The sequence below is a fragment of the Mesorhizobium sp. LNJC394B00 genome (assembly GCF_000502555.1).
Lineage (GTDB): Bacteria > Pseudomonadota > Alphaproteobacteria > Rhizobiales > Rhizobiaceae > Mesorhizobium.
This window is the reverse complement of the sequence record NZ_AYWH01000001.1, coordinates 273,427-290,677: the sequence shown is the minus strand read 5'-3', so window position 1 is coordinate 290,677 and position 17,251 is coordinate 273,427. Positions and strand designations below refer to the sequence as shown.

The following is a 17,251-nucleotide window of genomic DNA, read 5'->3' as shown; positions in this document are numbered from 1 at the left end:
GCGAGAGTTGGCGGGAATTAAGGCATCGCCGTCCCCATTCCAATCGCCAAACTCTACATGCAGGATCACGAATGCGCGAGATAGATGACGCGTTCATGACCGACTGATTGCCGGTTGATTACCTTGGCCGCTTCCTTTGGCCAAGAATTGTGGCGCCAAGACGCTCCAGCGAGGCGCGCAAGCCTTCATCCTCGATCTTGCCGACGGTATCGGACAATTTGGCCTTTTCGACAGAAGTCAGTGCTCTCGGCGTCGGTTTCGGCCGGGCTTTGTCCCTCAGCACCGGCTTTTGCACGATCCGGATCCTGCCGATCGCGTTGAAGCCGAGAAAGGCATTGACGCGGTTGATGATCTCGCCGGTCTCGTGCTGTAGGTGCAGCGCGGCCATGCCCTCGCAGGCGATGACCAGCACCGCCGGCTCGAACGGATCGTCCTCATGCATGCGGCGCGGCCACTGGATTTTTTCGGGGCGCGAATGGCCGGCGAGCCTGGGGCCGGCGATCTCTTCCCATGACTGCACCAGCCCGATCGAAATGCCGGCCCGCTTGCGCAGCACGGGGTCGAGGATCGCGGTCGCGAGATCGCTCACCGGAACGGGATTGCCGTAAGGCGTTCTCCCTGCCATGTACGTTCTCCAGCCACGCTCCTCACCAGCCTAGAGCCAGCCCGCGATCAATGGCACTGCACGAACAGACCCGCAAGGCCGCATCCGAACCAACTCTATCAGGAGAGATCGCCGCGCGTCTGCTTGCCTGGTATGACGCGCACCATCGCGAACTGCCGTGGCGGATCACGCCGCACGCGGCGGCCGGCGGTGCACGGCCGGACCCCTATCGCATCTGGCTGTCGGAAGTGATGCTGCAGCAGACCACGGTCGAAGCGGTAAAATCCTATTTTCGCGCCTTTGTCGAGAAATGGCCTGATGTGAAGGCGCTGGCGGCTGCGCCGGCCGAGGATGTGATGAAGGCCTGGGCCGGGCTCGGCTATTATTCACGGGCGCGCAACCTCAAGGCCTGCGCCGATCTGGTTGCGAGCCAGGGCGGCCGTTTTCCCGACAACGAAACGGGATTGAGGGAATTGCCGGGGATCGGCGCCTATACGGCGGCGGCGATCGCGGCGATCGCCTTCGACCGTCCGGCGGCGGTCGTCGACGGCAATGTCGAACGTGTCATCTCGCGGCTCTATTCGATCGCAACGCGGCTCAGCGAGGCAAAGCCTGAAATCCGCGCGCTCGTCGCAAGACTGGTTCCGCAGACAAGGCCGGGCGACTTCGCCCAGGCAATGATGGACCTTGGCGCCACGATCTGCACGCCAAGACGGCCGCGCTGCATGCTGTGCCCGGTGCGCGAGGATTGCAGCGCCATCCTGTCCGGCGACCCCGAGCGCTTTCCGGTCCGCCTGCCCAAGGTCGACAAACCACTCAGGCGGGGTGCCGCCTTCGTCGCCGAGCGCGGCGACGGCGCCATCCTGTTGCGCAAGCGGCCTGACAAGGGCCTGCTCGGCGGCATGACCGAGGTGCCGACCACAGGTTGGACAGCGCGGATCGACGGTGCAACCACTTCGGAGGCAGCGCCCTTCCCTGCCGACTGGCGGCGCGCTGGAGAGATCGCGCATGTCTTCACCCATTTCGCGCTCGAGCTCGAAGTTTTTCACGCTCAAGTGAAAAGTGATGCGCCGGAAGGGCATTTCTGGTCGCTGGCCCATGACATTTCCGGAGAAGCGCTGCCGACCGTCATGAAAAAGGTCATCGAAGCAGCGATACCGGGCGCAACCAAAAAACACCGCCCAATTGACTAGCATTCGCTTTGAAAGGCCAGAAATGACTGAAATCCGCCATATCGTGTTCGACATCGGCCGCGTCTTGCTCCACTACGATCCGAACATTCCGTTCAGCCGCCTCATTCCCGATGCCGAAGAGCGCAAGTGGTTCTTCGACAATGTCTGCACGCATGACTGGAACATCGAGCAGGATCGTGGCCGGACGTGGGAAGAGGCGGAAGCGCTGCTGATCGCGGATTACCCGGATCATGCTGAAAACATTCGCAATTTCCGGCGCTATTGGAACGACATGGTGCCGCATGCCTATGAGGACAGCGTCGCCATCATGCTCGGCCTGATCGAGAGCGGCCGCGACGTGACCATGCTGACGAACTTCGCCGCCGACACGCTTGCCGAGGCAAGACTGCGCTTCGATTTCCTTAGCCGCCCGCGCGGCGTGACCGTGTCGGCCGATATCCGTGAGATCAAGCCCGACCGCGCCATCTACGACCATCACGTGGTCGCGTTCGGCCTGGAGCCCTCCGCCACGCTGTTCATCGACGACAGCCCCAGGAATGTCGACGGAGCCAGGGCGGCTGGCTGGAATGCTGTGCTGTTCACAGATGCAAAAACGCTCAAGGCGGACCTTGAGCGGTATGGCATCGCGACCTGAGCTACGCAGAGGGGTCGAGGTAGCGCTTTATGGCGCCCCCCTCTGCCCTGCCGGGCATCTCCCCCACGAGGGGGGAGATTGGCAGCCTCGCCGACGGCTCTTTCTTACAACGTTGAAGGTTGGCGAAAACAATGAAGCGCGCGATCTCCCCCCTCGTGGGGGGAGATGGCCGGCAGGCCAGAGGGGGGCGCCGTAGGGCGCCGACCTTTATGTGGTAGCGTCAGGCCCCTGCCCGTTCCATGCCGAGCCTGGCGATGCGGCGCAGTTCGTCGATCGGGGTCAGGCCGCCCGAGCGCTCATAGTGCCAGAAGGTCCAGCCATTGCAGGCGTCCAGGCCCTGCACTTCGGCGCCGATCTTGTGGATCGAGCCGGCGCTGTCGCCGATCGCCACCGTGCCGTCGGCGCGTACCTTGGCCGACCAGCGCTTCTTGGCATCGTAAAGCGTGGCGCCGGGCTGCATAAGCCCGGTATCGATGAGGCTGACAAAGGCGACGCGCGGCTCGGCGCGCTTGCCGGTGAGCACGGTGAGATCGGCGGTTTCCAGCGGCCGCACGGCATCGATGCGCTCATTGGCGGCGTCGATATAGGCCTGCTCGCGCTCGATGCCGACGAAATGGCGGCCAAGCCGCTTGGCCACGGCGCCGGTTGTGCCGGATCCGAAGAACGGGTCGAGCACGATGTCGCCCGGCTTGGTCGAGGCCATCATGATGCGGGCGAGCAGCGCTTCCGGCTTCTGCGTCGGATGCAGCTTGTCGCCATTGTCGTTCTTCAGCCGCTCGCCGCCAGTGCAGATCGGGAACAGCCAGTCGGAGCGCATCTGGATGTCGTCGTTCGATGCCTTCATGGCTTCGTAATTGAAGGTATAGCCCTTGCCCTTCTGGTCGCGCGAAGCCCAGATCATGGTCTCATGCGCGTTCTGGAAGCGGCGACCGCGGAAATTCGGCATAGGGTTGGTCTTGCGCCAGACGACATCGTTGAGGATCCAGAAGCCGAGATCCTGCATCTTGGCGCCGACGCGGAAGATGTTGTGGTAGGAGCCGATAACCCAGATGGTGCCATTCGGCTTCAGCACGCGGCGTGCCGCCAGGAGCCAGGCGCGGGTGAAGGCGTCATAGGCCTCGAAACTCTCGAACTGGTCCCAGTCATCGTCGACGGCGTCGACCTTGGACTGGTCGGGCCGGTGCAAATCGCCGTCGAGCTGCAGATTGTAAGGCGGATCGGCGAAGATGACGTCGATGGATTTTTCCGGCAGCCGGTCGAGCGCGGCGACACAATCGCCCTTGAGGATCGTGTCCAGCCACTCGGATTGCTGGGGGGCGTGGGAGAGGTCGGCGAGAAGACGCACGGCAGACATTTTTACACCCAAGGCACGCGTTACTGTTTACTCCCCGTTATGGTTACCGATCAGCGTAAATATTCGGTGAAGGACGCAACGGTCCAGGCAGCCCTGACGTCGTCAATTTGCGCAGCCCGGCCCGTTGGTGTATGTCGCGCCGCTTGAGCCTTGCCGGGCCTCCATCACCCTCCTCGTTCGGATTGCCATGCCCCAGCCAGATCTTGTCATCTTCGATTGCGACGGCGTGCTCGTCGATTCCGAAATCATCGCAGCCCGCGTCGAGGCCGAATTGCTGACCTTGGCCGGATATGAAATTTCGGCTGAGGAATACGCCGAAACCTATGCCGGACTGACCTTCAAGGACATCATGATGCGGGTCGAGCAAAAATCCGCCATCCCGTTCCAGGCCTCGATGATCGACCGGGCCGAAGAGCTGGTCGACCGCAAACTGCGCAGCGACGTGCGCGCCATCGACGGCGTGCGCGAGGCGGTCGCCGCGGTCACCGCGCCGCGCTGCGTCTGCTCGAACTCACGCTTGGAGCGGATCGAGTTCATGCTCGAGAAAGTGGGCCTGCTGCCGTTCTTCGCCGGCCGGATTTTTTCAGCGCGGGAAGTACCAAGCAAGAAAACCAAGCCCGCGCCGGATGTGTTCCTGATCGCGGCGGAGCAACTCAACGCCAATCCGGCAAACACCTTCGTCATCGAGGATTCGGTGCACGGCGTCACCGGCGCCAGGGCCGCCGGCATGCGCGTGATCGGCTTCACCGGCGCCGCGCACAGCTATCCCGGCCATGCCGATGTGCTGACCGAAGCCGGAGCCGAAACCGTCATCCGCCGCTGGGCCGAACTGAAAAGTGTGATTGCCGCTCTGTCGGAGTGGTCGGACGCCTGAACCGATCAGTCCTTGGCTTTGGCCGACCTGGCCGGTTTCTTCTTAGCCCTGTTGTAGGCAATCGCGGCGCGGACGAGCGCTTTCAGCGCATCCGCATCGATCACGTCGCCCTCCGACACATCGATGGCGCGCCACACCTTGCCGTTGAGCCCGTTGTTGAACAGCCTGTCGGGATCCGGCAGGCTGGCACCGTGAGAAAAGGTCAGCTTCACCTTGTCCTTGTGAGCGTTGCCGACGGCGATCATGCCGTCGCGTGACCATACCGGGCTGCCCATCCACTTCCACTCCTCGATGATTTCCGGGTCGGCGTCGAGGATGGTCTTGCGCAGGCTGGCCAACGTCTTGCCCCGCCAATCGTCCAGCTCCCGGATTCGGGCATCTATCCGCTCGGAGGCAGAGGCGCCTCCCTCGTCCTTGCTCGACATGCTGATCTTCATGGTCTGCCTCCGTTCACATCTTCTCGCCGGGCAATCGGCTGGCCTGCTTCACCCAGGAGGCGAAGCGGGCTTCGCCGATCTCTTCGCCTTCATGGATGTCGAGATAGCGCACTTCCTTTTGCCTGGAACCGCCGGGAGGCACAGGATCGAGCGACGTGCCGCGAAAGAAGGCGACTTTGACGTATCTGGTGAAGCAATGCAGGCTGAGGAACCAACCGTCGCCCTCGATGCCATAGAACGGTGAGTTCCACTTCACCGCCTTGCAGACGCCGGGGAAGGCGCTGACGATAAGTGCGTCGATCCGGCGCCCGACATCGCTTTTCCAGCCCGGCATGGCGGCAATATATGCCTGCACCGGAGCGTCCCCATAGACCTTAGGGATCTGCGGGTTGCCGCCCGAAAGCAGGACCGGCTTTTCCGGCTTGTCTGGGGCCGGTTTTGCGACCTTCGATTTTCCCGGCGCCTTGGCCATGTCCTACCCTTGCGCGCCCTGCTCGCCACGCGATCTCGCGACGTAAGGCAGCACGAACATGTAGAGGCCGCTGAACAGCAGCAGGAATAGCGGCAGCAGCGGCGAATAGACCACCCAGGCCGGAGGTTGCCCGAACGCCATGGTGATGAAATTGGCTGCCACGGTCAGCGTGAAGATGATCGACAGCCAACGATGGGTTTGACGTATCCATTTGCTCAAGTTCATTGCAACTTCCTCTTGAAACCAGCGCCTACCAACGCGCCAGTTGGGTGATCTGGATGAGATTGCCGCAGCTGTCGTTGAGCTGGGCGATGGTCGAGCCGGTCACTTCTGTCGGCGCCATGGCGAACGCACCGCCGCGTCCCTTGATGCGCTCGTAATCACCCTTGACGTCGTCGGTGAACAGCATGAGCGCGGGCTGCCCCTGCTTGAAGATGGCCTGCTGGTAGGCCTTGGCGGCCGGGTTGTCGTTGAGCGCCAGCTGTAGCTCGGCTCCCTCGGGCTCATCGGGTGAGATGACGGTCAGCCAACGAAAAGCCCCATTGCTGAAGTCGGCCTTCACAGCAAAGCCCAGCACGTCGGTGTAGAAGCGCAGTGCGTTGTCCTGGTTGTCCACATAGACGCTGGTCAGCTTGATCTTCATCGATTTCCTCCTTTTTGCATTCGGTGCCCCGCGATCAGGGCATGGTACCGGCAGGCTTCAATCCGGCTTCGCCAGGACCTGCTCCAGCTTGGTGAGGAATTGCTGCCACCCGGCCCTGGCGCCGCCATAGGCCTGCTTCTGGCTCGGATGGAAGCCCGACTGCTCGACGCGCAGATGGGTTCCCGAGCTCGTGGGTGTGAGCGTGAACGTCACCACGCTCGTCAGATTGTAGGCGGCATCCTCATGCGCAAAATCCCAGCTGTAGGACAGCGTCCTGTTTTGCTCGATGGCCAGCACCTCGCAGTCGAGCACGCCGCCCCAGTCGCCGCGAAGATTGAAGCTGTGGCCGACGACAGGCTTGAAATCGTTCTTCATGAGCCATTCCTCAATCAGATGCGGCTGCGTCAACGCGCGCCAGATCTTCTCCGCCGGCCAGGATATTTCACGTTCGACGACGACGGTGCGCAGCTCGGGATTGCTCACTGGTCCATCCTTTTCAGCAGGCTCTCGAGATCATCGAAGCGGCTCTCCCAGAATCCAGTCATTTGAACTGTCCAGTCGGTCAGCGGGCCAAGTGCCGCGGGCTGGGCGCTGTAGTGGGTCTGGCGTCCGGCGTGGCGGTCACGCACCAGGCCGGCCAGCTTCAGGACGCCGAGATGCTTCGACACCGCCGGTTGCGAGACCCCGGACTGCGCCGTCAGCGCCCCCACGGTCTGCTCACCTTGGCGGCACAAGCGCTCGAAGATGGCCCGCCGGGTCGGGTCGGCAAGCGTTCTGAACAAAGTATCGTGGGCGTCCGGCATCGGGATCAATAACCTGCGAGCTATTGATTGACGTATAACCGCCGGGATATGGATGAGTCAAGTGCGCTGGCGGAATGGATCGAGATTAAAGCGCAGACGCGACCTGCCGCAGGCGCACGCCTGCAGGATTACGATCGGATCGTTTGGATCTTTCAAAGAGTTGACCGGCACCGTCGCAGCAGCGGCGGCGCCCAGGCGCTTAGTTCGTCGCCGGAGCGCGCTTCTTTTTCTTGCCGGACTTCTTGTCCACCGCCGCCGGCGCGGTGTCGTCATAGCCGGCATAGACAGTGTAATCCCGGGCGGAGGGTTCGGGCACGACGACGTTGGGATCGGTGAACACGAACTGGGTGGCGGTCGAGGGATCGCTGACCTGGATCTGATAGGGGTGGATCTGCGAATAAAGTACGTCGGGGCCGTGCATGACGGCAATGCGGATCGGCATGGTGATGGTGCCGGGGGCGAACAGCGGTCCCGGCACGATCTTGCCGGCAACCCCAACCTTCATCGTCAACTGGCCGTTGGCACGGCTGCAATCGCGGCTCACATCGCTGATCGAGGCCTGGTAGATGATCTTGGCCGGATCCTTGTTCGGATCGACGATGGAGCCGTCAGGCGCCGTCTGCGCGGCGGCAGCGGCCTCGGCATCCTGTGTTGCATCAGCCTTTTTCTTTTTCGGCTGCGGCGCGCCCTTGGCGTAGGTATTGAAGTATGCGGTGCCGTCACGCACCGTCACTTTCGGGCAGTAGGCCTGCAACTGGCTGGCGAGAACCTTGGGATCCTGAGGCGGTATTGGCGCATTCGGGTCGGTCTTCTTGCCGAAACCGAGATTGAGGATGCCATTGTCGCTGGATTGGCAACCGGCGGCGGCAAGCATAAAGCCGGTGAGCGCCAGACCCGCGACAAAGCGACGGTTGAACTTGTGAAACGCCATGAAACTGCACTTCCCTCTCGCAAAGTTGGTGACGTATAGCAACGCCACGGCAAAAATGCGACTGAGCCGGCTCGGAAAATTAACCAATTGCCGTGGATGAACCGGCGGCAGCAATGGACCTTGACGATGCGCTATGTGAGTACCCGCGGGGATGCACCCGTGCTTGGATTTGCCGACGCGGTGCTGGCGGGGCTGGCCCGCGACGGCGGGCTTTATGTGCCGCAGACATGGCCGCAGTTTTCGGCAGCCGAGATCCGCGCCATGCGCGGCCTGCCCTATGCGGACCTCGCCATCCGCGTGCTGACGCCGTTCCTCGGCGGCGAGATCGCCGCACCCGTCTTCGAGCGCCTGGTGCGAGAAGCCTATGCCACCTTCCGCCACCAGGCCGTCTGCCCGCTGGTGCAGACCGGCGCCAACACGTTCATCCTTGAACTCTTCCACGGTCCGACGCTGGCCTTCAAGGACGTTGCCATGCAGCTGCTTGCCCGGCTGATGGACCATGTACTGACTGAGCGCGGCCAGCGCGCAACCATCGTCGGCGCGACCTCGGGTGACACCGGCGGCGCCGCCATCGATGCCTTCGCCGGCCGCGACCGAACTGACATTTTCGTGATGTTTCCGCATGGCCGCGTCTCGCCGGTGCAGCAGCGGCAGATGACGACATCGACGGCCACCAACGTCCAGGCGCTGGCCATCGAAGGCAATTTCGACGATTGCCAGGGCCTGCTGAAGGATATGTTCAACGATCATGGTTTTCGTGATCGCGTGTCGCTGTCGGGCGTCAATTCGATCAACTGGGCCCGCATCATGGCCCAGATCGTCTATTATTTTTCCTCGGCGCTTTCGCTCGGCGCGCCGGACAGGCCGGTCTCCTTTACCGTGCCGACCGGCAATTTCGGCGATATTTTCGCCGGTTACGCCGCCAAGAAGATGGGCCTGCCGATCGAGCGGCTGATCGTCGCCACCAACGACAACGACATATTGGCGCGCACTTTCGCGACCGGTGAATACCGCACCAAGGGTGTGTTTGCGACGACGTCGCCATCGATGGACATCCAGGTATCGTCGAACTTCGAGCGACTGCTGTTCGAGGCCTGCGACCGTAACGCAGAGACGGTGCGGCGTTACATGGCCGGCCTCAAGCAATCCGGCGCCTTCACCATCGAAACCGCAGAAATCGACCGGATGCGGTCCGAATTCGACGCCGGACGCGCTGATATGGACGAGGTTGCCGCCACCATCCGTTCAACGCTCGAATCCAGCAATTATCTGCTCGATCCGCACACGGCCGCGGCCGTGCATGTCGCCGCCGGCAAGGCTGACGGTGCAGTGCCGATGGTGGTGCTGGGCACGGCGCACGCGGCCAAGTTCCCGGCCGCGGTCGAAGCCGCCTGCGGCGTGTCGCCGGCCCTGCCCGCATGGCTGGGGTCCTTGATGTCAGCCGACGAAAAGTACACGGTACTTCCATCCGACCTGAAAATGGTGGAAGATTACGTGAGCCGCCACTCAAGGGCAGCGCGTTAGGGAGTACTTGCCATATGGGTGTTGAGGTAAGCCGTCTGTCGAACGGCCTGACAGTCGCCACCGAAACCCTTCCAAGCCTCGAATCCGTTGCCCTTGGCGCCTGGGTCAAGTCCGGCGCCCGCAATGAGCGTGACGACGAGCACGGAATGGCCCATCTGCTCGAGCATATGGCCTTCAAGGGTACGAAAAGGCGGACGGCCTTCGAGATCGCCTCGGAAATCGAGGATGTCGGCGGCGAGATCAATGCCGCCACATCAGTCGAGACGACGTCCTATTACGCCAGGGTGCTGTCCGACGATGTGCCGCTGGCGGTGGATATCCTTGCCGATATCCTGCAGGAGTCCGAATTCGACCCAGAGGAACTGGAGCGCGAGCAGCATGTGATCCTGCAGGAGATCGGCGCCGCGCACGACACGCCCGACGACATCGTCTTCGACCGTTTCACCGAGACCGCCTTCCGCCACCAGACGATCGGCCGCTCGATCCTCGGCACGCCGGAAACCGTCAAATCCTTCACCTCCAAACAGCTGCATGATTTCATAGAGCGCCAGTATGGCGCCGAGAAGATGGTGATCGTGGCGGCAGGCGACATTAAGCACGACAATTTCGTGCGCGAGGTCGAAAAGCAGCTCGGCGGTTTCCGCAGCAAGTCCGACAGCACGATGCCGCAATATGCGCAGTATGTCGGCGGCGATTTCCGCGAGGATCGCGACCTGATGGACGCGCAGATCGTGCTCGGCTTCGAAGGCCGAGCCTATCATGTGCGCGATTTCTACGCTTCGCAGGTGCTGTCGATGATCCTCGGCGGCGGCATGTCGTCCCGGCTGTTCCAGGAGGTCCGCGAAAAGCGTGGCCTGTGCTATTCGGTCTATGCCTTCCACTGGGGTTTTTCCGATACCGGCATCTTCGGCGTTCATGCCGCGACCGGGCAGAGCGACATTGCCGAACTGGTGCCGGTCATTATCGACGAGCTGCAGAAGGCCGGCGAGAATATCCTTCAGGAAGAGCTCGACCGCGCCCGCGCGCAATATCGCGCCGGCCTGATCATGTCGGCTGAAAGCCCGGCCAGCCGCGCCTCGCAGATCGCCAGGCAGCTGCTTCTGTTCGGTCGGCCGATCGCCAAGGAGGAATTGATGGAACGGCTGTCGGCGCTGACCGTCGAGCGGCTGACCGACCTTTCGTCCCGGCTGTTTTCGACCAAGCCGACGCTGACTGCGGTTGGACCGGTGGGTACGCTCGCGCCCTATGAGGCGATTCTCGATTCGCTTGCGGGCACGCACACCACGGCCCGCAAGCTCGCCGTCTAAGCCTTCAAGCGCCGGTGTTCGCGCTCCCTTTCTTTCGCCGTGACCTGCCGGCACTGAAAGGCGACCGGGTCATGCTGCGCGTGCCCTACACCAACGACTATCGAGAATGGTCAGCGGTGCGCGGCGAAAGCCGTGCCTTCCTCGAACCGTGGGAGCCGCGCTGGACGCCCGATGAACTCGACCGCACCGCCTGGCGGCTGCGCATCGGCCGCTACCGCGAAGACTATGCGCAGGGGACAGCCATCGCCTTCTTCATCTTCGAGAAGGCGAGCGGCAAGCTTGCCGGCGGCATTACGCTCGGCAATATCCGCCACGGCGTCTCGCAAAGCGGCCATGTCGGGTACTGGATCGGGGAGCGGTTTGGCGGCCGCGGCCTGATGACCGACGCGGTCAAGGTGGTCTGCCGCTTCGCCTTCGATACGCTGAGGTTGCACCGGATCGAAGCTGCCTGTATTCCCGACAATGTCCGGTCGATCCGCGTGCTTGAAAAAGCCGGATTCCGGCGCGAAGGACTTCTGCGATCCTACCTCAGGATCAACGGCATCTGGCAGGACCACTACCTCTACGCCCGGATCGCGGACGATCCGCCGGGCGCTGGAACGAAGGACTGATTTTTGACGAATTTCCTGCGAAACGGGTCGCTGTTGGCCTTTGTTCTGGCGGTTGTCGTCACGCTTTGCGCGGCGCTCCCGGCCTTCGCCGTCGAACCGATCAAGATTGCCCGCGACGATGTCGCGCTCGACCTGTCGCGCGCCGTCCAGATCTACGTCAATCAGGGCGAAAACTTCCAGGTGTCGACCGCGCCCGGTCCCGACGGCATCGTGCGACGCATCGAGGTCGAGGCCAATGACGCGCGCTCGAGCGGCGACTGGGCGGTATTCGCGCTCGCCAACACCACCGACCAGCAGCTCGACCGGCTGATCGTGGCGCCGCATTTCCGGCTGGTGAATTCCGGCATCTTCTGGCCCGATCTCGGCGCCACCCGCATCGCCGCGATCACCCCCAGCGAGGGCTTCGCGCTCGACCGCCAGTCAAGCTCCGACGCCGACGTGTTCCGGGTGACGCTGAACCCGGGAACGGTGATCACCTTCATCGCCGAACTCGCCTCGCCGAAGCTGCCGCAGGTCTATCTATGGGAGCCGGAAGCCTACAAGGACTCGGTCAATTCCTATACGCTGTTCCGCGGCATCGTCATCGGCATCGCCGGGCTGCTGGCGCTCTTCCTGACCATCCTTTTCGTCGTCAAGGGAACCTCGATGTTTCCGGCGACAGCCGCACTTGCGTGGGCGGTACTTGCCTATATCTGCGTCGATTTCGGCTTTCTAAACAAGATCATAGAGATATCGCCCGGGAACGAGCAGATGTGGCGGGCGGGAACGGAGGTGGCGCTTGCGGCGACCTTCGTGGTGTTCCTGTTCGCCTATCTCAACCTCAACCGGTGGCACGGCCATTTCAGCTATGGCGCGCTGGTCTGGATCCTCGGCCTGGTGCTGATTGCGGGTGTGGCCATCATCGATCCGGCCGTCGCCGCCGGTATTGCCCGGCTGTCCTTCGCCGCCACCGCGCTGACCGGGCTTGGCCTCATCATCCTGCTCGGTCTTCGTGGTTATGACCGTGCGATCATGCTGGTGCCCAGTTGGGTGATGGTGCTGCTATGGCTATGCGGGTCGTGGATGGCGATCACCGGCATGCTCGACAACGACATCGCCCAGCCGGCATTGGGCGGCGGGCTGATCCTGATCATCCTTTTGATCGGCTTCACCGTCATGCAGCATGCCTTTGCCGGCGGCGCGCTGCATCAGGGCCTGTTCTCCGACCTCGAACGGCAGGCGCTGGCCGTAGCCGGCTCCGGCGACACGGTGTGGGACTGGGACGTGCTGCGCGACCGCGTCGTCACCAAGCCCGACGTCAGCATCCAGCTTGGCCTCGCTCCCAACAGCCTGGGGGGTGCGGCCCGCAACTGGCTGCCGGTGCTGCATGCCGACGACCGCGACACGTTCCGCACCACGCTCGACGTGGTGCTCGAACATCGGCGCGGCCGGGTCTCGCAGAATTTCCGCCTGCGCGGCGCCGACGGGCACTACCACTGGTTCTTGCTTCGGGCGCGGCCGGTGATCGGCTCGGATGGCGAAGTGATTCGCTGCGTCGGCACCATGGTCGACGTTACCGAGCAGAAAAAGTCCGAGGAAAGGCTGCTGCACGATGCCGTTCACGACAATCTGACCGGCCTGCCCAACCGCGAACTTCTGATGAACCGGCTGGAAGCCATCATCTCGATCGCGCGCACCGAAGAGAAGGTGCGCCCCACCGTCTTCGTCATCGACATCGACCGTTTCAAGCAGGTCAATGACGGGCTTGGCATCTCGGCCGGCGACACCATCCTGCTCACCATTGCGCGCCGCTTGCACCGGCTGTTGAAACCTAAGGATTCGCTGTCGCGCTTTGCCGGTGACCAGTTCGCCCTGATGCTGCTCTCCGAACAGGAACCCTCCCGCATCGCGGCGGTGGCAGACGCCATCAAGCACGCCATCAACAACCCGATCACCTTCGCCAAGCGCGAGATCGTGCTGACTGCCTCGATCGGCCTGATCACCTGGACCTCGGCGCAGACTTCGGCAGAAGACATGGTCAAGGACGCCGAGCTTGCCATGCACCAGGCCAAGCGCTTCGGCGGCGACAGGATCGAGCCGTTCCGGCCGGCCTTCCGCACCGTCGGCACCGACCGGCTGCAATTCGAATCCGATCTGCGCCGCGCCATCGAGCGGCGTGAGTTCACCCTTGCCTACCAGCCGATCGTACGGCTGGAGGACGGCAGCATTGCCGGCTTCGAGGCGCTGCTGCGTTGGGACCATCCGCGCCGCGGCATGATCCCGCCGGGCGATTTCATCCCGGTCGCCGAAAGCTGTGGCCTGATCGTGCAGCTTGGGCTGTTTGCCATGCAGCAGGCGGCCGAAGACCTCGCCGGTTGGCAAAAGCAAATCGGCGACACGCCGCTGTCGGTGTCGGTCAATCTGTCCAGTCGCCAGCTGATCCGCCGCGACCTGGTCAGCGATGTCCGCTCGGTCATCGCCCGCGCCAATCTGAAGCCGCGCTGCTTCCGGCTCGAACTTACCGAATCGCTGGTCATGGACAATCCAGAGCAGACCTCGCATGTGCTGACCAAGCTCAAGCAGCTCGGCATCGGCCTGTCGCTGGACGATTTCGGCACCGGCTATTCCTCGCTCGCCTATCTGACCCGCTTCCCCTTCGACACCATCAAGATCGACAAGAGCTTCGTCGACGACGCGACGCCGAAGCGGGCGGTGCTGCTCAAATCCATGGTCAACATGGCGCATGAACTCGGCCTGTCGGTGGTGGCCGAGGGCATTTCCGACGAAAGCGATGCGCTGGAACTGCGCCAGATGGGCTGCGAGTATGTGCAAAGCTTCATGTTCGGCGCGCCGATGCCAGGCGACCAGGTGCTGAAGGCGTTGAAAGAGCAGTACCCGATGACGCAGGCGTGATGGGTGAGGCATGCGTCGTGCAGGCGCGTGGTTACATTGGAATGAACCCCGAAAATTAGCTGAAGCGACCGCGCCTTCGTCATCCTAGGGCGAAGCAAGGAGCGCAGCGACGCGGCGCAGACCCTAGGATGACGAAAGTGGCGGGCGGCTTCGGCTAGTCGCGAAGGTTCGGCGGAACGTCGGCGAATGCGAGGCCTCAGGCGTGCCCCGCGGCCAGGCTCAGATGCGCCAGATCAATCCCGATCGATGCCAGGATGCGGTCGTACTTCCGCTCGATGTCGGCGTCGAACAGCAGCTCCGGCGTGGCCGGACAGGTCAGCCAGCCATTCTCGGCGATCTCGGTTTCCAGCTGGCCGGCGCCCCAGCCGGAATAGCCGAGCGCCATCAATGCGCGCCGCGGGCCGCGGCCGGACGAGATGGCGCGCAATATGTCGACCGTCGCGGTCAGGCAGATATCGTCGGAGACGGTGAGCGAGGATTCCACCCGGTAGTCGCCCGAGTGCAGGACGAAGCCGCGGCTACGGTCGACGGGGCCGCCATTGCGCACGACGAAGTCGCGAGCCTGCGCCGGCAGCCTGATCGCCTCCTGCTCGTTCATGATGCCGAGCTGCACCAGAAGATCGGGAAACAGCATCTGTTGCGTCTGGTTGATGATCAGGCCCATGGCGCCTTCATCGCTGTGCGCGCAGATGTAGATGACCGAGCGCGTGAAGCGATCGTCCTTCATGCCGGGCATGGCAATCAGGAACTGGTCGTCAAGAAAGCCGCGTCCACCGGCTGTCTTTTTGTGGCGCAACAAGTCCATGGACTGGAGCGTAACGCGTTTCCGGGACGCCGAAAAGATGCGCCGCGTGCGATTCGGCCAAAGCCCAACGGTTGGAACAACGGAATCTTGACTGCGAACTTCACTCGGCCGATTGCTTGAAGCCAACTGTTCCTTGCCCGAAGGTCACGCAAATATGATACGCAGAGCGCCATGAAAACATTGCGCGGCCATGAACTGACGATCAAATCAACGCCATGCAAAGCTTGAAAATCCTGCTGCTCGGCGCCGCCATCGGATGCGGAGTAGCCCTTCCCGCCGCCGCCTCGTCTTCCGACTGGTACAACAGCGAAGGGGGCAGGGTGCGGCTCGTGACATCAGGCAAGGCTGACGAGGCCGGTCGCATCCATGGCGTGCTCGACATCGCGCTAAAGCCCGGCTGGAAGACCTATTGGCGCGATCCGGGCGACGCCGGCGTGCCGCCGCAGATCGACGTTTCGGCCAGCACCAACATCACCGATGCGGCGTTTTCCTTCCCGCCGCCGCAGCGCCATGACGACGGCTACGGCAAATGGGCCGGCTACAACCATCCGGTCTCGCTGCCAGTGACATTCACTTTGTCGTCGCCTGGGGATACGGCCGTCATCGATGCCGACATCTTTCTCGGCATCTGCGAGACGATCTGTATTCCGGTGCAGACGCGGCTGAGCGTCGATCCCGCCGCCGATCCCGACAATGCCGAGGATGCGGCGCTGGTGAAGGCGGCACTCGCCACCTTGCCCGCGCCTGCCAAGCCCGATTTCGGGATCAAGGTGCTGCCGGGCGACCATGAGACGCTGATCGTCGAGGCGACTTTTCCCGGCGATCCGGAGGCGGCGGATTTATTCGTCGCCGGGGGACGCGACTATATGTTCGGGGCGCCCGCGCGCAACGAGAAGGACGGCCGGCTTGTGTTTACCATTCCGATCCTCGACCGGCCGTCGACGACACCGACCGATGGCGGGTTGTATTACACCCTGACAAGTGCCGAAGGCGCGGTCGAGGGCGTTCTGCCGTTTCCCTGATACCGAACCCGATCCAGGCTTTCGCGGTTGCGGGAGATGCCCGATTTCGCTATCGCAAGAAACCTTCCCTGCTTTTCACACGAGGACCATCATGACGATTGCCGTTGGCGACAAACTGCCCGATGCGACCTTCAAGGAAATGACCGCCGACGGCGCCAAGGTGATCACCTCGGCCGAGATTTTCGCGGGCAAGAAGGTCGTGCTGTTCGGTGTTCCAGGCGCCTTCACGCCGACCTGCAGCAACAATCATCTGCCGGGCTATCTTGAGAACCACGATGCCATCCTGGCCCGCGGCGTCGACACCATCGCCGTCGTGTCGGTCAACGATGTCCATGTCATGGGCGCCTGGGCGAATTTCACCGGCGGTCAAGGCAAGATCCTCTATCTCGCCGACGGCAATGGCGACTTCGCCAAGTCGATCGGCCTCGACTCCGACTATTCCAGCGGCGGCATGGGATTGCGCTCGAAGCGCTTCTCGATGGTCGTCGACAACGGCAAGGTCACGGCGCTCAATGTCGAGACCAAGCCAGGAGTCGACACATCGGGTGCCGCTCACATTCTGAGCCAGCTCTAAACCGCGGCGGCCGCGTCGGCTCATGAACGCCATGGCCTGACGACCACGCGCTTCCAGCCGGATTGCCTGCTTTGGGGGACATCGACGATGTTTGACATCATCTGGCGCAGCATTGCGATTGGCATCGGCGCCACGGTGCTGATGGATCTTTGGGCGCTGTTCCTGCATCTGGCGCTCAGCCAGCCGCGGCCGAACTGGGGGCCGCCCGGCCGCTGGGTCTGGCACCTTAGGGAAGGCAAGGTTTTCCACAACGATATCGCCCAAGCCGCACCCTATGCGCATGAGCAGGCGCTGGGCTGGGCTTTCCACTATGTCACCGGCATCGTCTACGGCTTCATCCTGGTGGCGCTGGTGGGCACGGCATGGCTGGACGCGCCGACCTTCCTGCCGGCCTTCATCCTCGGCATGGTCACCATCGGCGCCGGCTGGTTCCTGCTGGCGCCCGGCATGGGCGCCGGTTGGGCTGCGTCAAAGCGCCCCAACGGGATGCAGATCCGCGCCTTCAACGTGATCTCGCACACGGTGTTCGCGCTCGGCCTCTACGGCACGGCCCTGCTGATCCGCTGAGGAC

20 protein-coding genes are annotated in these 17,251 nt (G+C 62.9%); 10 read left to right on the top strand and 10 right to left on the bottom strand.

Annotated elements, in window-relative coordinates; genetic code table 11:
- Positions 1-118 precede the first annotated feature (118 nt).
- A complete protein-coding gene (locus tag X751_RS161975) occupies positions 119-625 on the bottom strand; it encodes a DUF721 domain-containing protein (RefSeq protein ID WP_023687168.1) in 507 nt (168 codons plus the stop codon).
- Positions 626-675: 50 nt separating this feature from the next.
- Between X751_RS161975 and mutY the strand changes: the two genes are divergently transcribed.
- Together mutY and X751_RS161985 are read left to right on the top strand one after the other, a co-directional pair.
- Entirely contained in the window at positions 676-1,797 is a 1,122-nt protein-coding gene (gene mutY, locus X751_RS161980) for an A/G-specific adenine glycosylase (RefSeq protein ID WP_023743683.1), read from the top strand.
- A gap of 22 nt (positions 1,798-1,819) precedes the next feature.
- Positions 1,820-2,431 (top strand): HAD family phosphatase, encoded by a 612-nt coding sequence (locus tag X751_RS161985; protein ID WP_023668391.1) that lies wholly within the window; start codon positions 1,820-1,822, stop codon positions 2,429-2,431.
- Positions 2,432-2,651: 220 nt separating this feature from the next.
- Here X751_RS161985 and X751_RS161990 read toward each other — a convergent pair whose 3' ends face one another.
- Positions 2,652-3,785: a site-specific DNA-methyltransferase gene (locus tag X751_RS161990; protein WP_023668392.1), complete on the bottom strand. Its 1,134-nt coding sequence runs from the start codon at positions 3,783-3,785 to the stop codon at positions 2,652-2,654.
- Positions 3,786-3,972: 187 nt separating this feature from the next.
- Here X751_RS161990 and X751_RS161995 point away from each other — a divergent pair, with 187 nt between their 5' ends.
- Complete coding sequence (locus tag X751_RS161995; protein WP_023743682.1) at positions 3,973-4,659, top strand: HAD family hydrolase; 687 nt, start codon at positions 3,973-3,975, stop codon at positions 4,657-4,659.
- A gap of 5 nt (positions 4,660-4,664) precedes the next feature.
- On the opposite strand, the gene X751_RS0132465 is transcribed toward X751_RS161995, so the two are convergent.
- The 7 genes from X751_RS0132465 to X751_RS162025 form a co-directional block, all read right to left on the bottom strand.
- Complete coding sequence (locus tag X751_RS0132465; protein WP_245260083.1) at positions 4,665-5,096, bottom strand: DUF1801 domain-containing protein; 432 nt, start codon at positions 5,094-5,096, stop codon at positions 4,665-4,667.
- 13 nt (positions 5,097-5,109) lie between these two features.
- Complete coding sequence (locus tag X751_RS162000) at positions 5,110-5,568, bottom strand: DUF1801 domain-containing protein (RefSeq protein ID WP_023743681.1); 459 nt, start codon at positions 5,566-5,568, stop codon at positions 5,110-5,112.
- 3 nt (positions 5,569-5,571) lie between these two features.
- Positions 5,572-5,793: a hypothetical protein gene (locus X751_RS162005; RefSeq protein ID WP_023668396.1), complete on the bottom strand. Its 222-nt coding sequence runs from the start codon at positions 5,791-5,793 to the stop codon at positions 5,572-5,574.
- A gap of 25 nt (positions 5,794-5,818) precedes the next feature.
- The gene (locus X751_RS162010) at positions 5,819-6,211 is read right to left on the bottom strand and encodes a VOC family protein (protein ID WP_023687162.1); all 393 of its coding nucleotides are present in this window, start codon (positions 6,209-6,211) and stop codon (positions 5,819-5,821) included.
- A gap of 57 nt (positions 6,212-6,268) precedes the next feature.
- On the bottom strand, positions 6,269-6,694 hold the full coding sequence (locus X751_RS162015) for an SRPBCC domain-containing protein (protein WP_023668398.1): 426 nt from the start codon (positions 6,692-6,694) through the stop codon (positions 6,269-6,271).
- Positions 6,691-7,014 carry a metalloregulator ArsR/SmtB family transcription factor gene (locus X751_RS162020; protein WP_023668399.1) on the bottom strand — a complete coding sequence of 108 codons (324 nt, stop codon included), beginning with the start codon at positions 7,012-7,014 and terminating at the stop codon, positions 6,691-6,693. Before X751_RS162020 ends, X751_RS162015 begins: the two co-directional genes overlap by 4 nt.
- 199 nt (positions 7,015-7,213) lie before the next feature.
- Positions 7,214-7,945, bottom strand: coding sequence for a hypothetical protein (locus X751_RS162025; RefSeq protein WP_023687159.1), 732 nt, complete (start codon positions 7,943-7,945; stop codon positions 7,214-7,216).
- Positions 7,946-8,071: 126 nt separating this feature from the next.
- Between X751_RS162025 and thrC the strand changes: the two genes are divergently transcribed.
- Genes thrC through X751_RS162045 form a run of 4 tightly spaced genes read left to right on the top strand, consistent with a single transcriptional unit; the run spans position 8,072 to position 14,279 of the window.
- Positions 8,072-9,469, top strand: coding sequence for a threonine synthase (thrC, locus tag X751_RS162030; RefSeq protein WP_023743680.1), 1,398 nt, complete (start codon positions 8,072-8,074; stop codon positions 9,467-9,469).
- Positions 9,470-9,483: 14 nt separating this feature from the next.
- Complete coding sequence (locus X751_RS162035; RefSeq protein ID WP_023668402.1) at positions 9,484-10,776, top strand: pitrilysin family protein; 1,293 nt, start codon at positions 9,484-9,486, stop codon at positions 10,774-10,776.
- A gap of 14 nt (positions 10,777-10,790) precedes the next feature.
- Complete coding sequence (locus tag X751_RS162040; protein ID WP_023668403.1) at positions 10,791-11,387, top strand: GNAT family protein; 597 nt, start codon at positions 10,791-10,793, stop codon at positions 11,385-11,387.
- Between the two features lie 3 nt (positions 11,388-11,390).
- On the top strand, positions 11,391-14,279 hold the full coding sequence (locus X751_RS162045; protein ID WP_023706671.1) for an EAL domain-containing protein: 2,889 nt from the start codon (positions 11,391-11,393) through the stop codon (positions 14,277-14,279).
- Between the two features lie 196 nt (positions 14,280-14,475).
- Here the strand turns inward: X751_RS162045 and X751_RS162050 are convergent, their stop codons facing one another.
- Complete coding sequence (locus X751_RS162050) at positions 14,476-15,084, bottom strand: YqgE/AlgH family protein (protein ID WP_023668405.1); 609 nt, start codon at positions 15,082-15,084, stop codon at positions 14,476-14,478.
- 215 nt (positions 15,085-15,299) lie between these two features.
- Here X751_RS162050 and X751_RS162055 point away from each other — a divergent pair, with 215 nt between their 5' ends.
- The 3 genes from X751_RS162055 to X751_RS162065 all read left to right on the top strand — a co-directional run bounded on the left by X751_RS162055 (position 15,300) and on the right by X751_RS162065 (position 17,247).
- Positions 15,300-16,106, top strand: a complete 807-nt coding sequence (locus tag X751_RS162055; RefSeq protein WP_023743679.1) for a protein-disulfide reductase DsbD domain-containing protein — start codon at positions 15,300-15,302, stop codon at positions 16,104-16,106.
- Positions 16,107-16,197: 91 nt separating this feature from the next.
- The gene (locus X751_RS162060; protein WP_023702006.1) at positions 16,198-16,680 is read left to right on the top strand and encodes a peroxiredoxin; all 483 of its coding nucleotides are present in this window, start codon (positions 16,198-16,200) and stop codon (positions 16,678-16,680) included.
- 87 nt (positions 16,681-16,767) lie between these two features.
- Positions 16,768-17,247 carry a DUF2938 domain-containing protein gene (locus tag X751_RS162065; RefSeq protein ID WP_023743678.1) on the top strand — a complete coding sequence of 160 codons (480 nt, stop codon included), beginning with the start codon at positions 16,768-16,770 and terminating at the stop codon, positions 17,245-17,247.
- Positions 17,248-17,251 lie beyond the last annotated feature (4 nt).